17 protein-coding genes are annotated in these 22734 nt (G+C 53.9%); 5 read left to right on the forward strand and 12 right to left on the reverse strand.

Translation table 11 applies throughout. The annotated features are described in order from the left end of the window. Positions 1-287 precede the first annotated feature (287 nt). The 7 genes from ilvD to E1162_RS07190 all read right to left on the reverse strand — a co-directional run bounded on the left by ilvD (position 288) and on the right by E1162_RS07190 (position 10104). Positions 288-2135 (reverse strand): dihydroxy-acid dehydratase, encoded by a 1848-nt coding sequence (gene ilvD, locus E1162_RS07160; protein WP_155128750.1) that lies wholly within the window; start codon positions 2133-2135, stop codon positions 288-290. Between the two features lie 156 nt (positions 2136-2291). Then, entirely contained in the window at positions 2292-3632 is a 1341-nt protein-coding gene (locus E1162_RS07165) for an NAD(P)/FAD-dependent oxidoreductase (RefSeq protein WP_155128752.1), read from the reverse strand. Between the two features lie 90 nt (positions 3633-3722). Beyond that, the gene (locus E1162_RS07170) at positions 3723-4490 is read right to left on the reverse strand and encodes an SDR family NAD(P)-dependent oxidoreductase (protein WP_155128754.1); all 768 of its coding nucleotides are present in this window, start codon (positions 4488-4490) and stop codon (positions 3723-3725) included. 51 nt (positions 4491-4541) lie between these two features. Further along, positions 4542-6053, reverse strand: a complete 1512-nt coding sequence (locus E1162_RS07175; RefSeq protein WP_155128756.1) for an adenylate/guanylate cyclase domain-containing protein — start codon at positions 6051-6053, stop codon at positions 4542-4544. Positions 6054-6162: 109 nt separating this feature from the next. Further along, a complete protein-coding gene (locus E1162_RS07180; protein WP_371311840.1) occupies positions 6163-6984 on the reverse strand; it encodes an MBL fold metallo-hydrolase in 822 nt (273 codons plus the stop codon). A gap of 18 nt (positions 6985-7002) precedes the next feature. Next, a complete protein-coding gene (locus E1162_RS07185; protein ID WP_371311841.1) occupies positions 7003-7443 on the reverse strand; it encodes a cyclic nucleotide-binding domain-containing protein in 441 nt (146 codons plus the stop codon). Positions 7444-7524: 81 nt separating this feature from the next. Then, a complete protein-coding gene (locus tag E1162_RS07190; protein ID WP_155128758.1) occupies positions 7525-10104 on the reverse strand; it encodes an ATP-binding cassette domain-containing protein in 2580 nt (859 codons plus the stop codon). A 254-nt stretch (positions 10105-10358) separates the two neighbouring features. Between E1162_RS07190 and E1162_RS07195 the strand changes: the two genes are divergently transcribed. Genes E1162_RS07195 through E1162_RS07215 form a run of 5 tightly spaced genes read left to right on the forward strand, consistent with a single transcriptional unit; the run spans position 10359 to position 15899 of the window. After that, positions 10359-11615, forward strand: coding sequence for a glycosyltransferase family protein (locus E1162_RS07195; RefSeq protein WP_155128760.1), 1257 nt, complete (start codon positions 10359-10361; stop codon positions 11613-11615). 2 nt (positions 11616-11617) lie between these two features. Beyond that, positions 11618-12832, forward strand: coding sequence for a glycosyltransferase family 4 protein (locus tag E1162_RS07200; protein WP_155128762.1), 1215 nt, complete (start codon positions 11618-11620; stop codon positions 12830-12832). A 3-nt stretch (positions 12833-12835) separates the two neighbouring features. Then, on the forward strand, positions 12836-13972 hold the full coding sequence (locus tag E1162_RS07205; RefSeq protein ID WP_155128764.1) for a glycosyltransferase family 4 protein: 1137 nt from the start codon (positions 12836-12838) through the stop codon (positions 13970-13972). Continuing rightward, positions 13972-15123, forward strand: coding sequence for a glycosyltransferase family protein (locus E1162_RS07210; RefSeq protein WP_155128766.1), 1152 nt, complete (start codon positions 13972-13974; stop codon positions 15121-15123). Before E1162_RS07205 ends, E1162_RS07210 begins: the two co-directional genes overlap by 1 nt. Further along, positions 15120-15899 (forward strand): polysaccharide deacetylase family protein, encoded by a 780-nt coding sequence (locus E1162_RS07215; RefSeq protein WP_257098728.1) that lies wholly within the window; start codon positions 15120-15122, stop codon positions 15897-15899. The genes E1162_RS07210 and E1162_RS07215 overlap by 4 nt, the downstream gene beginning before the upstream one ends. Here the strand turns inward: E1162_RS07215 and E1162_RS07220 are convergent. From E1162_RS07220 to E1162_RS07240, 5 genes are read right to left on the reverse strand one after another with little or no spacing between them, the layout of a single operon-like run. Beyond that, on the reverse strand, positions 15889-16482 hold the full coding sequence (locus E1162_RS07220; RefSeq protein ID WP_155128768.1) for a class I SAM-dependent methyltransferase: 594 nt from the start codon (positions 16480-16482) through the stop codon (positions 15889-15891). The genes E1162_RS07215 and E1162_RS07220 overlap by 11 nt on opposite strands. Positions 16483-16516: 34 nt before the next feature. Next, positions 16517-17692, reverse strand: coding sequence for an ABC transporter permease (locus E1162_RS07225; RefSeq protein ID WP_155128770.1), 1176 nt, complete (start codon positions 17690-17692; stop codon positions 16517-16519). Further along, positions 17689-18714, reverse strand: a complete 1026-nt coding sequence (locus E1162_RS07230; protein WP_155128772.1) for an ABC transporter permease — start codon at positions 18712-18714, stop codon at positions 17689-17691. Before E1162_RS07230 ends, E1162_RS07225 begins: the two co-directional genes overlap by 4 nt. Then, entirely contained in the window at positions 18711-20678 is a 1968-nt protein-coding gene (locus E1162_RS07235; RefSeq protein WP_155128774.1) for an ABC transporter substrate-binding protein, read from the reverse strand. Before E1162_RS07235 ends, E1162_RS07230 begins: the two co-directional genes overlap by 4 nt. Further along, positions 20675-22492: an ABC transporter ATP-binding protein gene (locus tag E1162_RS07240; RefSeq protein ID WP_155128879.1), complete on the reverse strand. Its 1818-nt coding sequence runs from the start codon at positions 22490-22492 to the stop codon at positions 20675-20677. Before E1162_RS07240 ends, E1162_RS07235 begins: the two co-directional genes overlap by 4 nt. Positions 22493-22734 lie beyond the last annotated feature (242 nt).

Genomic DNA, 22734 nt, shown 5'->3' on the forward strand with positions numbered 1-22734 from the left:
TAGGCTGACGTGCAACTGGATGAAAGATTAGGAGCGTCTGTAAGTCAGGATGCCGGATCAGGTCCGGCATGACACCCGTTGCTGGTACTAGAGGAGTTGTAGTCACCACGCCGCTTCTTTTTCAGCATTTAGGAATAAGCCCCACTGTCATACCGGACAAGCGCAGCGATGATCCGGTATCCAGAAACGTTGTAGTTTCGGGTGACAGAGTGCCTTGCCCTTCAGGCCCTCCCCCAAACAAAAAAGCGGGCCCGAAGACCCGCTTTCCAATCTCTAACGAGACGCTTTTAGTCGACTTTGCGGACCGCGCCTTTATCAGCACTGGTGGTCAGCGCTGCGTAGGCTTTCAGAGCCGTTGTGACCTTGCGGGTGCGCTTCTCAACCGGTTTCCAAGCGTCTTTGCCCTTGGCTTCCATCTTTGCACGGCGCTCTGCGAGAACCTCATCAGAAACGTCTACGTTGATGGTACGGTTTGGAATGTCGATCTTGATGATATCACCTTCTTCAACCAGCGCGATTGCGCCGCCTTCAGCAGCTTCAGGGGAAGCATGGCCGATGGAAAGACCAGAGGTACCACCAGAGAAGCGGCCATCGGTGAACAGCGCACAGGCTTTACCGAGGCCCTTGGACTTCAGGTAGCTGGTTGGGTAGAGCATTTCCTGCATACCCGGACCACCGCGAGGACCTTCATAGCGGATAAGAACCACGTCACCTGCTTCGATCTTGCCGGTAAGAATTGCAGAAACCGAAGAATCCTGAGACTCAAAGATGCGGGCACGACCGGTGAAGGTGAGGATGCTGTCATCCACGCCTGCGGTTTTTACGATACAGCCGTTTTCAGCGATGTTACCGAACAGAACCGCCAAGCCGCCGTCCTGAGAGTACGCATGTTCTTTAGCGCGGGTAACACCGGTTTTACGGTCATCATCCACGCCTTCAGCATAGCGGCTGTCTTGGGAGAATGCTGTCTGTGTTGGAACTCCGCCCGGCGCTGCGGAGAAGAACTTGCGCACTGCCTCGCTGTCGGTGCGCATGATGTCCCAGCGCTCCAGAGCGTTGCCGAGCGTACCGGAATGGATGGACGGAACGGAGGTATCAAGTAGGCCAGCACGGTCCAGCTCACCCAAAATACCGAGGATACCACCAGCGCGGTGCACGTCTTCCATATGTACGTTCGGTACAGATGGGGCGACCTTACACAGGCATGGGGTGTTGCGTGACAGACGGTCGATGTCTGCCATAGTGAAGTCGATTTCGCCTTCCTGCGCAGCAGCCAGCAAGTGCAGAACGGTGTTGGTGGAACCGCCCATGGCGATATCCATGGTCATTGCGTTTTCAAAGGCTGCTTTGTTTGCCACGTTGCGCGGCAGAACGCTCTCGTCTTCCTGCTCGTAGTAGCGCTTGGCCAAATCTACGATGAGATGGCCAGCTTCCACGAACAAGCCCTTGCGGTCTGCATGGGTTGCCAGAACGGAGCCGTTGCCCGGCAGAGCAAGGCCCAGCGCTTCCATCAAGCAGTTCATAGAGTTTGCGGTGAACATACCAGAGCAAGAACCGCAGGTAGGGCATGCGCTGCGCTCGATAGCGGCAACGTCTTCGTCCGATACGTTATCGTCTGCTGCGGAAACCATTGCATCAACAAGGTCAAGCTTGCGGGTTTCGCCGTTCGCCAGAACAACCTTGCCAGCTTCCATCGGGCCGCCGGATACGAAAACAACAGGAATGTTGAGGCGCATTGCAGCCATAAACATACCCGGAGTGATCTTATCGCAGTTAGAGATACAGACCAGTGCGTCAGCGCAGTGAGCGTTGACCATGTACTCTACGCTGTCTGCGATGATCTCGCGGGATGGCAGGGAGTACAGCATACCATCGTGGCCCATGGCGATACCGTCGTCCACGGCGATGGTGTTGAATTCTTTAGCAACGCCGCCCGCTTTTTCCACTTCGCGTGCCACGAGCTGACCAAGATCCTTAAGGTGTACGTGACCCGGCACAAACTGGGTGAAAGAGTTGGAAATTGCGATAATCGGCTTACCGAAGTCTCCATCCTTCATACCGGTGGCACGCCAGAGACCACGGGCACCGGCCATGTTACGGCCGTGGGTGGAAGTACGCGAACGATACTGTGGCATTTGTTTCCTCAAAAATGTTGGCGACGATGCTTGCTGTCAGTCTACACCCATTCTTATCGGGGGACGCAGCGCAATTTTTTCCAGAGTACACCAGTTTAATCAAAAGGTGTACCCGCCAGTACGCCTATATTTGTGTAATGAATTGAGGAAACCTCTCTAGATGAACGGACCAAGCTCAAGCTTCTCGTTTTTGGAGAAGCGAGCGAAGCGGAAACGGCTCATATTGTAGCCGGTCTCACGGCCTTCCATCATGTCAGCCAGTACACGCCCTGCCCCCGGACCGAAGCCGAAACCGTGACCGGAAAAGCCAGTTGCGATGAAGAAGCCCTTCACCTTGGAGACCTCATCCATCACCGGCACCATGTCCGGCATGGAATCAATCATACCCGCCCATGTTTCTTTCAGCTTGGTACCAGCAAGCTGCGGGAAGCGGTCTGGAAGGCGCTTTTCCATTTGCTCGATCGCTTTGCGGTTTGGCTCTGGGTTGAGCACACGCATTTGTTCAAACGGAGAAATTTCGGAACCCGACCAGCTGCGCTTAGTGCCAAATGCATCAGGAAAGCCCTTTGGCTGCAACGGATTCAACGTCACATCGCCCATAGTGACCTTGTAGGTCGGTAGCCATGTGAAGAGGTACTTGAAACTGTCCTTGCCGAGATAGTGGTTGTGAATGTCGGTCACGGCCACAGTGTACCCGCCATCTTCTCGGCGGCGGAACGCAAAGTTGCTGTCGGCAGCGTTGCCGGAAAAGATATCTGGCACCGCTTCGGTTGCAGCAACCGTTGCCCGCACGTTGAGCTGAGGAATGCCAAGGCCGAGGTTTGCCGCAAAGAGGGAAGACCAAGCCCCGCCTGCCAGCAGAATGCGGTTTGCCTTCACAGCGCCCTGCTCTGTCACAACACCTGTTACTGCGCCATTGGTGATCTCAACTGTACGCACAGCGCAGTTTTCGACCACCTTCACGCCCATTCGTTGGGCAGCGCGGGCAATGGCTGGCACGACCACCCATGGCTCTGCACGGCCATCAGAAGGGGTAACCATACCACTTCTCCAGCGGCCGGGTTTCCCCGGAATTTGCTCCAGTATCTCGCCTGCCGTCAGCAAGCGCGTGTCAAGCTGATGCTCCCTAGCAAGCTTCATAAAGGCTTCGTGGGCCTGCACGTCTTCATCGCTTTCGGCAAGGTAGTAGACGCCATGCTGACGGAAGCCCAGATCCTCACCGATTTCCTCGGTGATCTCACGCCACAAGCGGTTGGACTCGATGGCGATTGGAAGCTCGGCTGCGTCTCGTCCCTGCTGGCGTACCCAGCCCCAGTTACGGCTGGACTGTTCCCCTGCAACGCGTCCCTTTTCGCAGACAGTTACCTTCACGCCCTTCTTGGCGAGATAGTAAGCCGTGCAGATACCAATCACACCGCCGCCGATGATTACAACGTCAGTTTCTTGCGGAAGCGTATCAAAGAACTGCTGCGGGGTTGCAGCGCTGTAGGTAACCATGGAACATCCAATCGAAAGTGCAGCAACAAGACCGAGAGCCCGCACGGGTAACCCACGCGAGCTCCAATTTTTAAAAATCAGTGCTAACGATTATCGCGGAGCAAGGCGGATCGCGCCGTCAAGGCGGATCACTTCACCGTTCAGCATTGTGTTTTCGCAGATGGATTCAACCAGCTGTGCGTAGTCGTCGCCAGTACCCAAACGGGACGGGAACGGAACTGCTGCAGCGAGGGAATCCTGGACTTCCTGCGGCATGCCGGAAAGCATCGGGGTATGGAAGATACCCGGCGCGATGGTCATGATGCGGATGCCGTTTTTGGAAAGATCGCGTGCGATTGGCAGGGTCATGCCAACAATACCGCCCTTGGATGCAGAGTATGCAGCCTGACCGATCTGGCCGTCATAAGCAGCAACGGAAGCGGTGTTGATGATAACGCCGCGCTCACCGTCTTCGTTGGCCGCTTCAAGCGCGCTCATACGGGTTGCAACATTGGCGATACAGCGGAAGCTACCGACGAGGTTGATATCGATAACCTTCTGGAACATTTCTAGCGAATGCGGGGCACCACGGGATGTGGTTTTTGCCGCTGGAGCGATGCCTGCACAGTTGACCAGAATGCGGGTTGGACCATGCGCCGCTTCTGCTGCATCAAGACCTGCAACAACGCTTTCGTCGCTGGCTACGTCAACCTTCTGGAACAGACCGCCGATCTGCTCTGCAACAGTGTATCCGGCATCTTCGTTTACGTCGAAAATAGTGACCTTAACACCAGCCGCAGCAAGGCGCTTTGCAGTTGCTGCACCAAGGCCAGAAGACCCACCGGTAACGACAGCGGCAATAGATGTGTCGAGCTTCAAAGGCTCCTCCCAAGTTTTCCGTAGTATGTACGCTAACGCGTCTCTACGTGTTTATGCTAGGGTCACAAGCTCTACTGTCCCGCCGATTCCTGCAATACTTTCCGCATTAGACTTAAGCACAGAGGCTTGCAGCCCCTGCCCGCTGGCTAGAGAAAACGTTGCGTCATCGGTTAAAACTTTGGTTCCAAACCATTTATTGGCGTTCTCAAATTTCGCGGCCCTGTTTACAGCATCACCGATAACTGTGAATTCAAGACGCTCTCCAGCGCCCACAACACCCACTGTTACATTGCCTGCAGCCACACCGCAGCCGATGCGCATTGGAACCGGCCACCCTTCAGCCCGCAGCTTTGGTTGAAGCTGCTCAATGGACTTTGCAAGCTTTAGCGCTGCATTGATGGCATCTGCTGCAAAGGTTTCCGAGGGCTCGATAGCGCCAAAGGTCGCCAGAATGCCGTCGCCCAAGAACTTGTCGATCTTGCCGCCATGGGCGCGGATGACAGAGACAGCGGCATCCTGATAGCAGTTCAGTACCGCCATGGTCTGCTCGGGCGTTAGGTCTTGGGAAGTACTGGTAAAGCTGCGCACGTCCACAAAGAGAATTGCCGCCATGCGGCTTTCACCCTGCCCCGCCTGAAGTTCCTCACCCGCTTCCACGATAGAGCTAGCAACCTCGGGCACGAAAAAGCGGCTCAAGTCTTCAACAGCCGCCTGCTCCTTTACGGCAGAGAAGAACATACGCCGACCTCTAAGAAGGGCAAGCGACAGCAGGAGCGTGACGGAGATGATGATAATCAGCTTGTCCAGCTCTGCCCCGATAAGAACGGAGTTGCTGGTGAGGTACTCAACATAGTTCCTTGTAATCAGCATTCCGCCCATGTCGGAGAGCATGGCGTAAACCACAAGCGCCAGCCATCCAGCCGCCCCAAGCAGGCCGGTTAGCAGAACGTAGCGCGGGTCAAAGCGCAGTGCTCGCAGGGAAATGAACAAGAACACATACATCAAGGTCGGAGCCTTGAGATAGAATGTCGGGTGCTGGCCGTACTGGATATGGAAAGAGAAGATAAGCCCCACAAGTAAGGCCACGTCCACGAACACAGAGATGACCAGATACCAAGCCGGAAGGCGTGTTTTGAACGAAACAGCAATTCGCACGATGGTGAAGAGCATATAGCCGCCAATGGCATAAGGCACGAAGTTGAACCCTTGCGCGCCCTCTGCTCTTGGAGCAAGCGCATAAAGCAGCGCGAAAAACAGGATAACACCAAGCTGAACCATGCCGATCAGCCGTTCGGCATCCCCTTCACGCTGCTCGATCTCGTCTCTCACACGCTGGGGCAGATCTTCAACGCGAACATTAGGCCCAAGGATGCGGCCCAAGAATGACGTTGGTTTTTGCGGAGTACTTTGGGGATGCGCAGCGGTATTGGCCAACACATGCTTTTGCTGGTCTTCTACAGAGCCGTGATCAAAGCTTTGTTCATCATAATTCTTCTGGTCAGAAGCCTTTCCAGCGGCTCTTCCAGATAACGAACCATTTGATGTTTGCGGCTTTTGGCGCATGCAAGCATGTCCTCCAAACGGCTAGGAACGCTGCCTGCGAGGTGCAATGCAGTGCTCTGTGCTGACCTGAGAGTACATCAGCGGAACGCACGGTCTGTTCACTCTTGCGTTAAAAGCTGAAGGTCATGCCTTCATAGGCTACTTCCGCGTTGTGGTGCCGTGCTTTTGCCTGCTTGAGGATTGCGTCCAGTTCATCATCACTCCTGCAAGGATCGTGATGGAAAATAACCGGCACTTTTACGTTTGCCCTCGTACAGGTCTCGATTACGTGTTCCCAGCTGGAATGGCCATATCCTATGAAATGGCGATATTCTGCGTTGGTGTACATTCCGTCGTAGAACACAACGTCCGCGCCTTCGATGAATGCCTCGATGGCGTCGTCGTAGTTTTTGTGACCCATCTCGTGATCTGTGATGATGCACGTGGCATGGCCATCATACTCGAAGCGATAACCGCAAGCACCATCTGGATGGTTGAGCGCGATTGTTTTTATGGTCAGTCCGCCTTTTTTTACGATCTCGTCGCCTGCTGAAAACTGTTTGAACTGTATGGCTTTCAAACGGTTGGCAGTAACGGGAAAGACCGGCGGCGACATGATACGGCAAATAGCATCACGCAGGCCGTCAGGGTCTTTAAACTGGCCGGACCATGCATCAATCTGAAAACGGGGATCATAAGCTGGTTTGAAAAAGGGAAGACCGCAAATATGGTCTAGATGGGTGTGAGTGAACATCATATCGATATGTCTGCAAGGCCGCTGGATTACAGCATCCCCCAGTTTGCGGGCGCCCGACCCGCAATCGACAATCACATAGGAACCGCCGGCTTCGACCTCAAAGCAGGTCGTCTCGCCGCCATAGCGTATCGTGTCCTTTCCGGCAGCCGGAGTGGACCCTCTAACGCCCCAGACCCTTATGTGGAAGTCGCTCACTCCATACCCTTTCCCGCCTTAACTGGCTGCCGATTTGGCAGCGGCAAGGGCGCGTGTGGTTTTTTCTAGTCTCTCTGCAAGCGTACGCATGACCTCAAGAGACATTTCCGGAAACTCTTTCATTAGCTTGATGAAGTCGTCTTTGGCGATGGTGAGGACGTCCACGATACCAGAAGCGCGCAAGGTTGCGGTACGCGGTACGTCACAAAGAATGGATATTTCACCAACAATTGCATGTTCTCCAACCACTGCCAGCTTTTCGCCATCTACAAGCACATCCGCCTGACCGGAGAGGATGACAAACGCGCTGTCGCCTGTATCTCCCTGACTACATAATTCCTCGCCGTCCTGATACTCGACGCGCTGGCTCATAAACGCCAGCAGGCGCAGTTTGCTTCCATCTATGCCGTGGAACAGCGGTACCTTTTTTAAAGCAGCGACTTCTGCATCAATGCTCACTGGTTTCTCCCGGGATCCAGCCCAAGACCCTCGTCTTCCTGTTACTATGTTTAGTCGGCAGATGATTGTAATTGATCAGCATTACTTCGCGTCTACCTGCCTCCCGTGCTCTAGAGTGACCACACTGTCAAACTCGCTCGCAATTGCCTCATTGGCTGTGCCAAACAACACTGTTTTGCCTTCCAGCGCCTTGAAGAGAGTTGCCCGCATGGCAATATCTGCCTCCGAAAGGCCCGATACAGTCTCATCAAAGACCGTAAGTTTGGCATTTTTCAAAATAGCCCGTGCGACACACAGCCGCCGTCTCTGCGTGCTCGACAACCGAGAGCCTGCGACCCCGACATGATAATCCAGCCCCGAATGGCGGATCGGGCGGCGCAGCTTCAGCTCGTAGACATGCTCGCGGATTACCTCGTCAATGCGTTGGCGGGCATCATGCCTATCCAGCCTTACGCGGCCAAAGAGGAGATTATCCTCGATGGTGAGTGAGGGAATGTAGTGGTGCGGGTCAAAGAAAATGAAACGCCCGTCACCTGTGTCTGCAAATTCTCGAAACTGCTTTCGTGCCTCAATAACCTTGGCCCGCAAATCATCATCCATGATACCCAGACGATGGCGAGTGGGGACAAGTCTGAAAGCCAGCGCGATCAATGCGGAGCGATCTTCGTCCTCAAGCTGCTTTATCTTATCAGCATTTTCGCATCGACGCACAATCTCTTCATAATCAGGCAGTTCGTCCATAGTCATGATGGAATTGTTGCCAAGGAAGTCGATGTCTCCCTTAACGCTTGCAAGCAACTCGACCATGGTTTTAGCAATGCGAAGACCAACCATGGCGAGGCCATTGTCCATACCGCTTTTTTCAAGGAAGTCCTTGACCTCAGGGTCCTCCGGTATCTTGTCGGTCGTGAGCTTGTGATCGCTCGGCACGGCGAAGAACAGGTTCTCAGCCAAACTTGCAGAATTGTTATAGGCCTCCGGGTTCCACAGCTCAACGAGGCTTCTGAGTTTCGGATCAGACTGGATTTTTTCCGCTAGCGCCTCTCTTGCGGACAGAACCCTGTCCATTAGCTCATCATTTTCAGGCTCCAGAATGGATTGGAGACCGAGCCGGTAGAGGTCTTTTGAAAGCCCGACAAGTTCGATCACTTCAAGCAAGCGCTCTTCAAGTTCAGCTTCGCTCTCAACGCCAGCCGCCTTTAGGTCATCCCAGTCGGCCATTGTGTCATCAAGCGGATTGGCCGTCATCTCGGCCTCATAGACCCAGCGATCTCTCGCCTTTTTGGCCTCACCCTCATAATTGAACGGGATTAGCGGGCGATGGCGCAAACCGTACATGAGATTGTCGCGGATCGTTCCTGTCCAGACATGGACCAGCGATCCCACATAGGAGATCTGACGGCCAAGCGTGGCCTCACAAAGATGGTCCAGATTGTGATCGCCAATCAGAACGCGGCCTGATGTAGGCGAGAGAAGCCCGCAGGCCATTTGCAGGATTTCCGCGCGTCCCGACCCATCCGGCCCAACGAACACAACGCGGCTACCATCTGCAATATCCAGCGAAACGCCCTGTACATCCTGTCCTGCTGCACCACCGGAAAACGACAGGGATTCCAGTTTCATATCACCTTCAAGATCAACACTGTCATCTGAGGTGATGCGCTCGACCGGATAGATATCGGGCGGATCGAAGTTCTCGACCACCGTTTGGTACTTCACCTGCACGTCTGCGGTCTGCTGATAGTAGGCAAGCAGCTCTTTCCAAGGGCCTGCAAGGTCTTTGTAGGCTGCGATAACAGCCAGCAATGCGCCCAGCGACAGGTTACCGGCAATCGCAAGATATCCGCCGATCAGATAGAAAAAGAACGGCGTGAGCTGGTTCATGAAGTTATTGAGAAACTTGATGAAGTACTTGCGATTATAGATGTCGAAACGAATGGTGAAGTTTTTGTAGAGCCGGTCGGATAGGTCTGCACTGTGCCATGCGCTCGCATCGTTGGCATGGATTTCGGAGATCCCGCTGATGGTCTCGCCAACCCTGTCCGAGATCGTGCGCACATTGCGAACACGCTCGCGGGAAAGCATTACGACCTTCTTTTGCAGCTTGGGAATTATATAGCCCTGCACCGGATAGGAGGCGACAGCGGCAAGCCCTAACAGCGGGTCCTGCATGAAGATAAACCCAAGCTGCACGATAAGCATACCGCCTTGATAAGCAGGCAAGGCAATCGCTTCGCCAATATAGCCGCCCACATCCTCCACTTCCGCCGTAATCATCGGAATGATCTCGCCGGAGCTGACCTTTTTGAAGTGGGGCAACCGAAAACGTAGAACGCGCTGGTAGAGGTCAAACCGCAAACGGCGGAGCATCCGCTCTCCCAGCCGTCCTTTGTAGACATTCAAAACCAGTTTGATGCCGTTACTGATAACCACCAGAACGAGGAACATCATACAAAGGAAGACGAGGTAATCGATCTGATCGAACTCGATGCCGAAGATAATAACCGGAAAGTCGCTGCCTTGAATGGCCTCGTTGGTAATCTGCTTCGGCAAATCCAGCAGAATGTAATTCACCGGATAAGACAGGCAGGTAATAAGCAAAATAATGATCTGGTATTTGGCGGAGTTGCGCCAAATAAACCGGAATAGACTTTTTTCCATTTTTATCCGGTCTCTGGGTTACCCCACGCTTTTTAGCGGGTGGGCAACGAGCCACGTGCACTGTTTTGGAGAAAAGCTACCCTAGTTTCCCTTAAATATTGGAAACGCCGAAATTCAATATTACGAGTAATGTCAATTGCACCTTAACTCCGACCCGATGTATTGTTGGCGAACTACCTTTTTTGTTCACGTATAGTGCCGTAGAGTTATCGACAGACGGAGAAAACAACAACAACCGGCAGCGCAAGGTGTGCATGGTAAACTCCCCACCAAAGATCCTGATTTATAGTCACGATACTTTCGGACTTGGCCATTTGCGCAGGTGCCGCGCTATTGCCCAGTCACTTGTTGGCTCGTTTTCGCAGCTCTCTGTTCTTATCCTCTCCGGCTCTCCGATAATCGGTAGCTACGAGTTTCGCTCACGGGTGGACTTTGTGCGTATTCCTGGTGTTATCAAGCTGCGCAGTGGTGATTACACCTCTCTGTCGCTTCACCTGAATATTGATCACACCATTGCTATTCGGGCATCGATCATCGAGCACACCGCCAAGGTGTTTAACCCCGATATCTTCATCGTCGATAAAGAGCCGCTTGGCCTTCGCGGCGAGGTCCTTCCAACGCTTGAGCACTTGGCGCAAACGGATTGCCGCGTTGTTCTTGGTCTTCGCGATGTGATGGATGATCCTCAGGTTCTAAGGCAGGAATGGACACGCAAAAACGCCTTCCCGGCGCTGGAAGAGCTCTATGACGAGCTTTGGGTTTATGGCCCTGAGTTCATCAACAACCCGCTAGACGGGCTTGGTCTCAGCCAGTCAGTTTATGACAAAACCCTGTTTACCGGTTATCTGCGCCGCTCTATTCCCCGTGCTCCTCAACCCTACCAGCCTCCGTTTGATGGAGCACCCTATATTCTGGTAACACCGGGCGGCGGCGGCGATGGTATCGAGCTCGTAGACTGGGTCATCAGAGCCTATGAAGCGCAGACGCGCCCTCTCTTCCCTGCCCTTATTGTTCTGGGTCCATTTATGCCCATGGCCGAGGCAGAAGCATTTGCTGAAAGAGCAAGCCAGCTTCGTGATGTTGAGGTGATGCGCTTTACGCCGCAAATCGAACCTTTAATGGACGGCGCAACGGCCATTGTCGGCATGGGCGGCTACAACACCTTCTGCGAGGTTCTATCCTTCGACAAACCCGCTCTCCTTGTTCCGCGTATCATCCCGAGGCGCGAACAGGCGATCCGCGCCGAGCAAGCAGAGCGCTACGGGCTGGTGAGAATGTTGCCCATCAACTCATACCCGCAGGTCGATCTGATGATTGATGCGCTGGCGCACCTTCCTTTTGCTGCTCCTCCTTCCAAAGCGCACAGTTCTTCGGTGCTTGGCGGGCTGGATGTGATCAGCAACAGGGTGAGTGAAGTGCTGGGCGCGCCGGCGCGCGCCACCCCCGACACCGCGCAGAGCGAGGATAACTGCCTTTCAGAGGCCCTCATGTTTCGGAGAGCATCGGAGTAGCCATGGGCCGTCTTGCCGTACTCATGAAGGGATACCCGCGCCTTTCTGAAACCTTCATTGCCCAAGAAATTTTGGGTCTTCAGGAGCGCGGGCTGGAGCAGGTCATTTACGCGATGCGCAAGCCGTATGACCCTTACATTCACCCTGTTCACCGCAGAATTACAGCCCCCGTTGTGTATCTGCCGGAATACCTGAAGGATGATCCTGACCGAGTAAAAAAGGCGAGAGACTGGGCCAAGTCCCTACCCCATTATGAGCAGGTAAGGTCTGCCTTTCTGAAAGATCTTGAGCGGGATCGGACCGCTTGTCGTCATCGCAGATGGGGACAAGCCTGCGTGATGGCCTATGAGTTACCGGAGGATATCTCGTGGATCCACTCGCACTACCTGCACACCCCGTGCACTGTGGCCCGTTATGCGGCAATGCTTGCTCAAAAACCGTGGTCATTTTCCGCTCATGCCAAGGATATCTGGACCTCCGACCCTAACGACCTTGTGGGAAAATTGAATGATGCCCAGTGGGGCGTGACTTGCACAAAGGCGAACCTCGACTATCTATCCACGCTTTGCAAAGACCCAAGCAAGCTATCGCTGGTCTATCACGGCCTTGATACTACTGACTTTTCATCGGGTTCCAAACGCTACAACAACGCGAGTAGCGAGGGTGTTACGCTCGTATCCGTCGGGCGTCTGGTGGAGAAAAAGGGCTACGACCTTCTGTTAGATGCGCTTGCTCAGCTTCCCTCTTCATGTAACTGGCAGCTCAACCACATTGGCGCTGGGGAGCTAAGTGACAAGCTAAAAGCAAAAGCAGTTAAGCTTGGTATCGCACAGAGGATAAACTGGCTTGGAGCCCAGCCTCGCACTGAAGTTATTCGCAGGCTCAGTGAAGGGGATATCTTCGTGCTCCCTTGCCGGATTGCCCGTTCCGGTGACCGCGATGGATTGCCCAATGTATTGATGGAAGCACAGGTCATGGGGCTTGCTTGCGTATCCACGCGAGTTTCTGCAATTCCAGAGCTGATAACGGATGAAGAGACTGGGTTACTTGTTGAGCCCAATGACGCGCCTGCTCTTAGCGAGGCTATTGCCCGTCTCGCTTCTGATAAGTCCCTTCGCCAGAAGCTTGGTGAGGCTGGAGCCGAGCGCGTTAAAACGAAATTCCAAAGCGAGCATGGCATAGACCAGCTTTCCTCCAAATTTGCGGAGGTTCTTTAAGCCATGCAGATCGCCTTTCTCTCACCAATGAAGCCGTTAACGAGCCCTGTGCCATCCGGTGACCGCACTATGGGTCGGCTTATTGTGCGTGCGCTTTCAGAAGGTGGCCACACGGTTGAGATTGCGAGCACATTTCGCAGTTGGAGTGCCGAAGGCGGCGACGAGCATTTCAAAGCGCTTGAGAATAGCGCACGACTGGAGGCGCATCGTCTCATCCAAAACTGGAAGGCGCGGCGGTACCGGCCGGATGTGATGCTGACCTATCACCTTTACCACAAGGCTCCTGACTGGATTGGCCCGATCATCGCGGAATATTATGGCTGCCCTTACATTATTGTTGAGGCCAGCCGTGCCCCAAAGCACAAAGACGGTGAGTGGGCGCTAGGGTTTGCAGCGGCGGATGCAGCGCTTGCCAAGGCTGACCGTGTTGTTGCTGTTCATAAGGCAGATGCGCAGTGCCTTGAAGATGTTGTCCCCGCCCGCAAGCTGTCGATTATCTCGCCGTTTGTCGATGCCCAGAAATACAGCCCAGATGCAGGTGATGGCGACAGCCAACCGAAGAGTGACGCGCTCAGGCTGCTATGCGTGGCGATGATGCGACCGGGCGATAAAATGCGCTCCTACACGCTTCTGGCAGAAGCGCTGCAAACCATGAAAGACCTGAATTGGCACCTCACCATAATTGGTGATGGCGACAATGCAGGCACAGTGCACCGGCTATTTGAGGGTTTACCGGTTTCATTCAAGGGAACCGTGCGTTCAGCGGAAATGCCTAAGGTGTATTGTAGCCATGACATCATGGTGTGGCCTGCAATCAGAGAAGCCTTTGGCTTTGCCTTGCTGGAAGCGCAGTCCTGCGGGGTTCCCGTAGTGGCTGGCGATAGTCTTGGCGTGCCGGATATCATCGCCCACAAGGAAACCGGTCTTCTTTCAAAAGAAGGGAGCGTGGAGCCGTTCGCTAAAAACCTCCGCAAGCTTTGCGAGAATACAGAGCAACGTGAGCAGATGGGGAAAGCTGCGCGGGAAAAGGTTCTGAGTGTGCATTCTTTGGAGCACGCAAAGGTTCAGCTCAACGATCTATTAGAGAGCGCATTGGCCGAGCGGATGCAACGGGGAGAAAGCGGGGGATCAGCTCTTTGATGAGAGCGTTTATTCACGTTCAGCATTTGCTGGGCACGGGGCATACAGTACGCGCTTGCCTTATCGGTCAGGCCCTTGCCAGAAAGGGCGTAGAGGTAACACTTGCTTGCGGCAACACTCCGCCGCCAACACTCGATTGCTCCGGACTTATCGTCCACCAGCTTCCTCCGGTCCGTTCAAAAACCGTCGTTTTTGATGAATTGATCGATGAAAACGGAAAGACGATTGATGAAAACTGGTGGCAAAGAAGGTGCAAGGAAACCGAAGAGCTGTTTTTGTCAAAGCCCTTCGATCTGCTGCTAACCGAGACCTTTCCATTCGGGCGCCGGGCCTTCACGCGCGAACTTACGCCCCTATTGGAGCTTGCAAGGACACAGAAAAAGCCTCCGCTTATTGCATGCAGCATACGAGATATTCTCGTGCGCAAGGATAAGCTTGCCAAAGAGCAATGGATGGCGGAAATGGCGCGGCGCTACTATGACCTCGTTCTTGTTCACTCTGACCCTTCGCTTATCGAGCTGAAAGACAGCTTCCCCTTCTATGATGAAATCCGCAGTCTCGTTTCCTACACTGGCTTTGTGAGCACAGGTCGTAAAACGAACCTGACCACGACGAATGAACGGGGAGAAATCATCGTTTCGTGCGGTGGCGGAGCTGTTGGTTTGCACCTTTTGGAAAACGCGTCCCAAGCAGCCAAGCTGGCAATGAATGACGGTCTGCCGAACTGGCGACTGCTGGTTGGGCACGATATTAATGAAGAGGCATTTGAAAGACTTAAGGCGCAGGCAACCCCAAACACCACCATTGAACGGGCACGACCTGACTTTCCTGCACTTTTGGAGCGAGCTGCCCTTTCCATATCACAAGCAGGGTACAACACGGTCATTGATATCCTTCGCGCCAATCAGCGCTGCATTCTGGTACCGTTTGCTCAAGGCGTTGAAAGTGAACAGACCCAGCGAGCCTGTTCCCTTGAACAACGCGGCAGAGCGATTGTTTTGGAGGAAGCAACTCTTACGCCGGAAGCGCTTTTGTCAGCCGTGAAGCAAGGTCTTCATCGAAGCCTGCCCAACTTATCTGTTAGCCTTGATGGCGCTAAACGAAGCGCGGATATCCTGCTCAACCGCATGGAGGCACGGCGCTTTCCATGAAGGCAGATAAACAAGCGTTTTTGAGCTTTCTACAAGAGCAGTTGGATTGGTTTGGGGAGAGAAACTGCACGCTCTCCTTTTGGCTACGGGATGATGATGCCGCTTTAGTAAAGCCCAAGCTTGAGCAGCTTTGTACACTAACTGCTCACCACAACATTCCCTTGTGCCTTGCTGTTATTCCCAAGCAGGTTGGAGAGGAATTGCCTGCGTATTTGAAAGCATTTCCTCAGGTCAGCGTTGCCCAGCATGGGTGGCAGCATATCAACCACCAGCAAAAGTCCATCGGCGAAAAAGCTGCCGAGTTCGGCACAAGGAGAGATATTCCCGATGCGCTTGGTGAGCTTGAAAAGGGGCGAGCGAAGTTGGAGGCTCTTTTCGCGGAGACCTTTCTGCCCTTTCTCGTTCCGCCGTGGAATAGAATTGATAGTGCTTTGGCTCAGCAACTGCCAAAGGTCAGCATTACCGGAATTTCCACCTTCAACTGGACTGCTGCCCGCTACCCAGCCCTTTTGCAGGTGCAATCTCACATCGATATCATCAAGTGGAAGAAACAAAAGCGGTTCATCGGCTGGCAAGCTGCGCAGGACCGTTTTGCCTTACAGATGGCAAGGCGAAAAGCCAGCCCCTTTGAGCCTATCGGCATACTAACCCATCACCTTGACCATGATGATGGGTGTTGGGGATTCTTGGAGGCTCTGTTTGCAGCGACGAATGATCATCCGGCAGCCAGATGGCAGTCACTTAAAGAGCTGGCTTACCGCAACCTTAGTGACTAATCGGCGTAATCAGGCGTAGTCGCCAAGCGACATCCTTTTGATGGGAGTAGAGTTGGTAATCATCCAGCACCCTCCACTTTTCAGGATCGTCCGTTGCGTTCCACAGTCCGGCGATCAGGCGGTTAGCGCCGGACTCTGTTCTATTGGGGGCATACATGGAAAGCGCCATAACACCGCCGCGTTTTAGAAAAGGCCGATAGCGGGAGACGACAGCCGCAGGGTCACTTGCAAAGTGCAACACCTCGTTGAAGATGATGGCGCTATAGGTCTCCTCACCCTCTGGGGTGAAGGTATGCATGTCTGCGGCGCGAAGGCTGGCAACATCGCTATCAACACTGGCAAGCTCAAGGGCGGCTGGTGCAAGGTCTACGCCCATATAGCGCCTAAGGCCCATGGGTGCGAGCCGCTCATAAAGCAGCCCCTCTCCGCACCCAACATCCAACACGCTTTCGAGGTTGCCTGTTAGGCTCAGCCACATTCCGATGATGCCGTATCGCCCGCTTTCCGGCAGATCACGCAGAAAAGCCCAACGGCCACTCCGGTACTCGCTGTTCCATCCTGTGGCATCACTTGCGTTGGTCATAAAGCCTCCATCTGCTGCATCGGCCAGTAGCCTATCATTTGTATGGGTCCGCCGCGTCCCGTAAACCATCACCAAGGAAATTAAAGGCCAGTACGACGATGATGATCGGAATGACCGGCGCCATGAGCCAAGGATAGATCGTCACAACGGAAATATTCTGCGCTTCATTAAGCAGAACGCCCCATGAGACGGCGGGTCTGCGAAGTCCCAGATTGAGGAACGATAGAGCCGTCTCGCCAAGGATCATGCTTGGAATAGAAAGCGATGCGGACGCTATCAAGTGACTGGTAAAGCCGGGAAGCAGATGCTTGGTTATGATGCGCCGAGGTTTAGCGCCCATCATAACAGCTGCTTGCGCGTATTCTTCTTCTCGCAAAGAAAGCAGTTTGGAGCGCACGGCACGAGCAAGCCCTGGCCAATCCAACAGCCCGAGGATGATCGTCAGGCCGAAATATATCCATACCGGAGACCATGTTACCGGCAGTGCGGCGGAAAGCGCCATCCATAAAGGCAGCTCCGGTAACGAGCGCATAATCTCGATAACACGCTGTATGAGGCTGTCGATTATGCCGCCGAAATAACCGGCCAACCCGCCGAGCAAGATGCCAAGGCTCATGGAGATAATGATGCCAATGATGCCAATGGTGAGCGATAGCCGTGCGCCGTAGATGATGCCCGAGAAGAGGTCACGGCCTAGCCTGTCCGTTCCCACCAGAAAGAACGTGCCATCTTTAGCAGGGCAAACAAGATGGAAGCGAGCGGGAATGAAGCCCCAGAAGTCGTAGGGCTCGCCTTTACAGAGGAACCGTAGTGGCTGCACTTCTGACTTATCGACTTCATAAACCCAGCGCATTTGGGCCAAGTCCACCTGCGCCTTTAAGCCGTAAACGAACGGCCCTACCCACTTGCCTCCATCGAACAGGTGGACCGCCTGCGGTGGTGCATAAAGAAAATTGCTTTGCCTTTGCGAAGGTTTGTAGGGCGCGATGACCTCGGCAAAGGGAACGCATAAGTAAAACAGGATGAGTATGACAGCCGACCACTTTGCAAGGCGATGGCGGCGGAACTTCCACCACATGATCTTCCACTGCGAAGCAAGAAAGTACCGCTCCTGTTCCTCTGTCAGCCGCTCCACGGATGTAGGGTCAAACGGATCGTTATTGACGTAATGCTCAGGCTCTTGGGGCGTTTCGTGCCGCTCGTTGCTCATTTGCGCTCCCTCCCGCCAAGCCTGATCCTTGGATCAAGGAATGCCAGCAAAACATCCGAAACCAGCATTCCTATGAGTGTTAGGATGGAAACAAACAGCAGAATAAAGGCAGAGAGAAACTGATCTTGTGATTGCAGTGCCGAGAGCAGAATAGGCCCAACCGTTGGCAGGTTAAGCACGACAGATACGATAATGGAGCCGGAAACAAGCGTTGGAATGAGGTTTCCAATATCCGCGATGAACGGATTGAGAGCCATTCGAAGGGGGTACTTCACCAGCAGCGCACTTTCTCGCATACCCTTGGCTCTAGCTGTCACCACATACTGCTTGTGCAGTTCATCAAGAAGATTTGCCCGCAAGCGTCGGATCATGGCTGCTGTACCAGCGGTGCCGATTACAATCGTCGGCACAATCATGTGAGCTAGAACAGACAAAGCCTTGTCGATGCTCCATGGCTCACCAATGTATTTGGGATCCATCAAGCCGCCGATGGATAGGTCAAACCAGACATTGGCGACATACATAAGCACCAGACCAAGCAGGAAGTTGGGCGTTGCAAGACCAATGTACCCCAGCAGCGTAAAGCCATAGTCCCCCCACGAGTACTGACGCGTTGCCGAGTAAATACCTATTGGGAACGACACCAGATAAACGAAGAGGATGGCGGCGGTATTGATGAGCACTGTTAGCAGAAGCGTTGGGCCAACAACCTCCTCCACCGGCCTGTCGAACTCGAACGACCAACCCCAATTGCCTTGCAATAAGCCATCAAACCCGTGAGGTCCGGGCCACAAACCGACCCATATTGCGTAGCGCTCTAAAAACGGGCGATCGAGCGCAAACTCGCGCCTTAAGAAATCCAGCTTGGCAATGGAGGCCGTTTCGCCAGTCGCCTTTAGCATTGAGATCTGGTTGGAAATATAATCTCCCTCAGGCAGCTCAATGATAAAGAACGTCAGGAAGCTGATGACCAGAAGTGTCGGTATCATCCCCAAAAAGCGAAGGCCTAGATACTTGATCATCTTGCTGCCTCCCTATTCGGCGGGGGCGGGCCATCCGGTCTTCCAGGTGTTGGTGGCGGACCACCATGAGGCTTGGCATGTTTTTCAGGGCGGTCAAAGTAGAAGGCGTCCATACGGTGCATCCCGAACTGCGCGCCGGGGTCCCAGCCGTAGACGGCCTGCAGAGGAACATTTTTTAGGCCTTTGACGACCACAGGCTGGCGAACTTCAGAGACCAGACCAATGTGAATGGTCTCTTGCGCATGGATTTTCAGGATCTCTTCCCAAATATCCGCGCGGTCTTCTTCTGAGCCACTTACAAGCCAGTCATCATAGAGCTGGAGTAGACTGATCGCCGGTGCCCAGTCGGGCTTTTCTCCTGATTTACCTCCGGTTTCGTAATACTCGCCCCATAGTGACCAAGAGAGGAAATCTCCGCGTGCTGGAACGAAATCAGTGGGCGGCATATTGGCCGTAGGCAAGCCGTTTTCAAAGCCGGTCCAAACGGACATAACCAATGCACCGGAGAGAGCGCGGTTGCGCATAATGTCCCGCTGGCTTGGTTTGACATAGATTTTTATGCCAATCTCCTGCCATGTCTCACCAACCAGAGCCATCGCATCAATCTCTTCCTGACTTTCGCCGGAGACCTCGACGATGATCTCCAACGGCCTTCCATCAGGCAGCATGCGCGTTCCATTGGGCGTGCGCTTATCAAGACCGATCTCATCTAGAAGCGCGTTTGCTTTTTTAGGATCATACTCGGCAAACAGGTTTTGGTAGGACGGTTTATAGAGGGGGGATGCGCTCAGCACCGTATCATTGCCCGGTTTTGCCAAACCGAAATAAAGCACTTTGTTGATTAGCTGCCGATCAATTCCCAGCGACAAAGCGTGACGAAAACGGGTATCGCGCATGAGAGCGCGCCAGACTGGGTCTTTCACTGTCAGATTGGGAAGGATCGAAATTTGTGAGCCCTTGGAGATGTACCAAAGATCCGTAATATAATTCTCTGGCCCCTCGCCCTGCTTCAGAACCGCGATATCAGAAAAGCTGAGGCCGCGAGCTTGAAGGTCTGTCTCGCCAGCTAACGCCTTTGCAGCAATGAGTTTGCTATCAACCACCGTCATAACGACCTTGCCGATATATGGGAGCTGCTGGCCTTCACTATCCATACGGTGAAAGAAGAAGTTGCGCTTTAGAACGAAGCGGCGGGCATCACCAAATGGCGTTGGCATCCATGGCTGCAGAGTTGGAAGCTCTGGATTTTGCGCATCGTACATATCATCCAGTTTATTGAAGAGCGAAGCCCAGCTTCTAGCCTTGTGCTCTTTCATTTTGCGGCGGATGAGCGGTTGGTCTCCAAACTCCTTGTGGTACCTTTTCAAGTAGTGAGCTGGGCGGTAGATGAAGGGTGGACGAGCCTTGGCAAGTTCCGGCAGAAACTGCGGGTTTGGCTTATCCCAAGTGAAGCGCATTTTTGTGGGGCTGATGACTTCGAATTCCGGCGGTAACCCGCCTGCGAGCATAAAGGCGGGCATGCCGAGTGGGTTAAGCTCGACATTGCCGACGACATCTTCAAACCAGAAGCGGAAGTCCTCTGTGGTGAAGGGATGTCCATCGGACCAGCGGTGCCCCTCTCTCAGTGTGATCGTAATGACTTTGTCGGAAGCGCTTTCCACGTCCAGCGCGATGTCAGGCACGAGCTGCAAGCTTTCATCATAACCAATGATCCTCGCGTAGCCCCAAACGTTGATCAAGCGCACATCTTTCGCCCGCCCGATGAGCGTTTCCAGCGTTCCGCCATGACGGCCTACGCTACGCCCTATCGCCGGTAGATCCGTTACCAAAGGCTGCTTGGGAATACGCTCGGCAATTGGCGGCATACCTTTGGGAAGGCCCGGCGTTTCCTTAAGTTTCATTGCCGTGGCTGAGCCAAAGCTCGTAAGCAACATCAAAAATGCAAGCGCTACATATCTCATCATGGCACCAACCCCGGTGCGCAAACGAAGTGATCTGGTGCGATCTGAACGAGCTTGGGAGCGCTGCCCTCCGGTATCCGGTAGGGTTCAGGCCACAGGAACGGGTTGGACGTGCCCTTCATGTCGGGGCTGGAGAAATCCAGAGGGTGGTCAAGGTTCGGCTCGGGCACCGCCCGCAGCAGCGCTTTGGTGTAGGGGTGGATGGGGTGCTCAATCACCTGCTCCGTTGGTCCCAACTCAACAAGCCGCCCTTTACACATAACGGCGATGCGATCCGCTATGTAATCAACGACTGCAAGGTTATGGGAGATGAAGACGTAGGTGAGACCGAGGTCGCGTTTTAAATCCTGAAGCAGATTTAGGATTTGCGCCTGTACCGACACATCGAGCGCAGAGGTTGGCTCGTCGCACAAGATAAGCTCTGGATTAAGCGCCAAGGCACGAGCAATGCCGATGCGCTGTCTTTGACCACCGGAGAACGAATGCGGATAGCGACGCAGGTAGCGCGGGTCCAGCCCAACCAGCTCCATCAGATCGCTTGCAAAGCGGCTGCGTTCCCATTTGCTGCCAATGCCGTGAATAACGAGCGGTTCCTGAAGGATATCGCTGACCGTCATTCTTGGGTTTAACGATGAAAACGGATCTTGAAAGATCATCTGCACGCTGCTGCGGTAGGCCAGCATATCCTTGCTGTCATAGCTTGCGATGTCTCTTAGGCCGATACCGCTGTTAAAGCTCACAGTTCCTGAATCCGGCTGGAAGGCTCTCAAGATCGCCTTGGCTACAGTCGTTTTGCCTGAACCAGATTCCCCTACGATGCCAAGGCACTCACCTTGGCGCACTTCCAAAGACACATCGTCCAGCGCCTTTACGGGTTCATAGCCGCTTCCAAACAGCCCTTGCTTGCGCGAGATAAAGGACTTTGAAACGCCCTCCAGCTTCAAGATCGGACCGTCCAACTGATCAGCATTGCGCGTATAGAGTTGGGAAAGCCCTTCGCCGTGGGGCTTGATAGGGCGCAGTGTTTCCAGCCGCTGCGTTTTCTCCATTCCAAACGTCGGGACGGCCTTTAGCAATGCCTGTAAGTATGGATGCTGCGGATCGTTAAACAGCTGCCGTGCGCTACCCTTTTCCATGACCCGTCCGTGATAGACGACGACCACCTCATCAGCCATATTCGCCACCACTCCAAAATCATGGGTGATCATGAGGAGTGACATTTTGAATTCCTGCTGCATCTCTTTGATGAGCTTTAGAATTTGCGCCTGAATGGTCACATCAAGCGCGGTGGTTGGTTCGTCAGCAATCAATATAGAAGGACGGCAAATCAGCGCCATGGCGATCATGGCTCGTTGGCGCAGACCTCCAGACAGTTCAAAGGGGTATGCGTTAAACCCGCGCGCTGGGTCAGGGAAATGAACCATCTTGAGCATCTGGAGCGTGAACTCCTTGGCTTCTCGCCGCCCGACATTGCGATGCAAGATTGCAGCTTCACTAATCTGGTCGCCAATCGTGTGAAGCGGCGAAAGCGATGTCATTGGTTCTTGGAAAATAATCGCAACGCGGTTGCCTCTGATGCGGCGCATACTGCGTCCGCTTGGGGAAAGGCCCGCAAGGTCGGTCATCTGACCGGGGTTTTGGCGATCATGCAAAAGGATGCTGCCCGATGCGATCTGCGCTTTGGGAGGCAGTAAGCCCATGATCGCTTGGGAGATGACTGTTTTGCCTGAACCAGACTCTCCGACAAGCGCAACACACTTGTTAGGCGGCACCGTAAAGGAGACGCGGTCAACCGCTCGAACATGTCCATCCGACATTTCGAAATCGACGCTCAGGTTCTCCACTGCCAGCGGGGCCACAAACTGTCCTCCCTTGTGTTGCCACGTAGGTTCAAGTTAGTGCCCCTGCTCCTAGAAATTGCTAAGAGCTGTGTTTCAAATGACTTGCAGCGCCACTGTTTTCGCTTTCAAGACTAAGGGAGGCTTAAAAGCAGCGTTTCAAATGCCCGACGCCTGACAGTATTACCAATGCCGCAGGGCATCGATACCGATTAACCAAG

Origin of the sequence: Pseudovibrio flavus, assembly GCF_009711345.1 — a bacterium.
In the GTDB taxonomy this organism is placed as follows: domain Bacteria; phylum Pseudomonadota; class Alphaproteobacteria; order Rhizobiales; family Stappiaceae; genus Pseudovibrio; species Pseudovibrio flavus.

Excerpts from the sequence above, each read along its gene's own strand:
- ilvD (WP_155128750.1), bottom strand. The coding sequence starts at position 2,135 with ATGCCACAGTATCGTTCGCGTACTTCCACCCACGGCCGTAACATGGCC.
- E1162_RS07165 (WP_155128752.1), bottom strand. The coding sequence starts at position 3,632 with ATGGTTACCTACAGCGCTGCAACCCCGCAGCAGTTCTTTGATACGCTT.
- E1162_RS07175 (WP_155128756.1), bottom strand. The coding sequence starts at position 6,053 with ATGCGCCAAAAGCCGCAAACATCAAATGGTTCGTTATCTGGAAGAGCC.
- E1162_RS07190 (WP_155128758.1), bottom strand. The coding sequence starts at position 10,104 with ATGGAAAAAAGTCTATTCCGGTTTATTTGGCGCAACTCCGCCAAATAC.
- E1162_RS07195 (WP_155128760.1), top strand. The coding sequence starts at position 10,359 with ATGGTAAACTCCCCACCAAAGATCCTGATTTATAGTCACGATACTTTC.
- E1162_RS07200 (WP_155128762.1), top strand. The coding sequence starts at position 11,618 with ATGGGCCGTCTTGCCGTACTCATGAAGGGATACCCGCGCCTTTCTGAA.
- E1162_RS07205 (WP_155128764.1), top strand. The coding sequence starts at position 12,836 with ATGCAGATCGCCTTTCTCTCACCAATGAAGCCGTTAACGAGCCCTGTG.
- E1162_RS07210 (WP_155128766.1), top strand. The coding sequence starts at position 13,972 with ATGAGAGCGTTTATTCACGTTCAGCATTTGCTGGGCACGGGGCATACA.
- E1162_RS07215 (WP_257098728.1), top strand. The coding sequence starts at position 15,120 with ATGAAGGCAGATAAACAAGCGTTTTTGAGCTTTCTACAAGAGCAGTTG.
- E1162_RS07220 (WP_155128768.1), bottom strand. The coding sequence starts at position 16,482 with ATGACCAACGCAAGTGATGCCACAGGATGGAACAGCGAGTACCGGAGT.
- E1162_RS07225 (WP_155128770.1), bottom strand. The coding sequence starts at position 17,692 with ATGAGCAACGAGCGGCACGAAACGCCCCAAGAGCCTGAGCATTACGTC.
- E1162_RS07230 (WP_155128772.1), bottom strand. The coding sequence starts at position 18,714 with ATGATCAAGTATCTAGGCCTTCGCTTTTTGGGGATGATACCGACACTT.
- E1162_RS07235 (WP_155128774.1), bottom strand. The coding sequence starts at position 20,678 with ATGATGAGATATGTAGCGCTTGCATTTTTGATGTTGCTTACGAGCTTT.
- E1162_RS07240 (WP_155128879.1), bottom strand. The coding sequence starts at position 22,492 with ATGTCGGATGGACATGTTCGAGCGGTTGACCGCGTCTCCTTTACGGTG.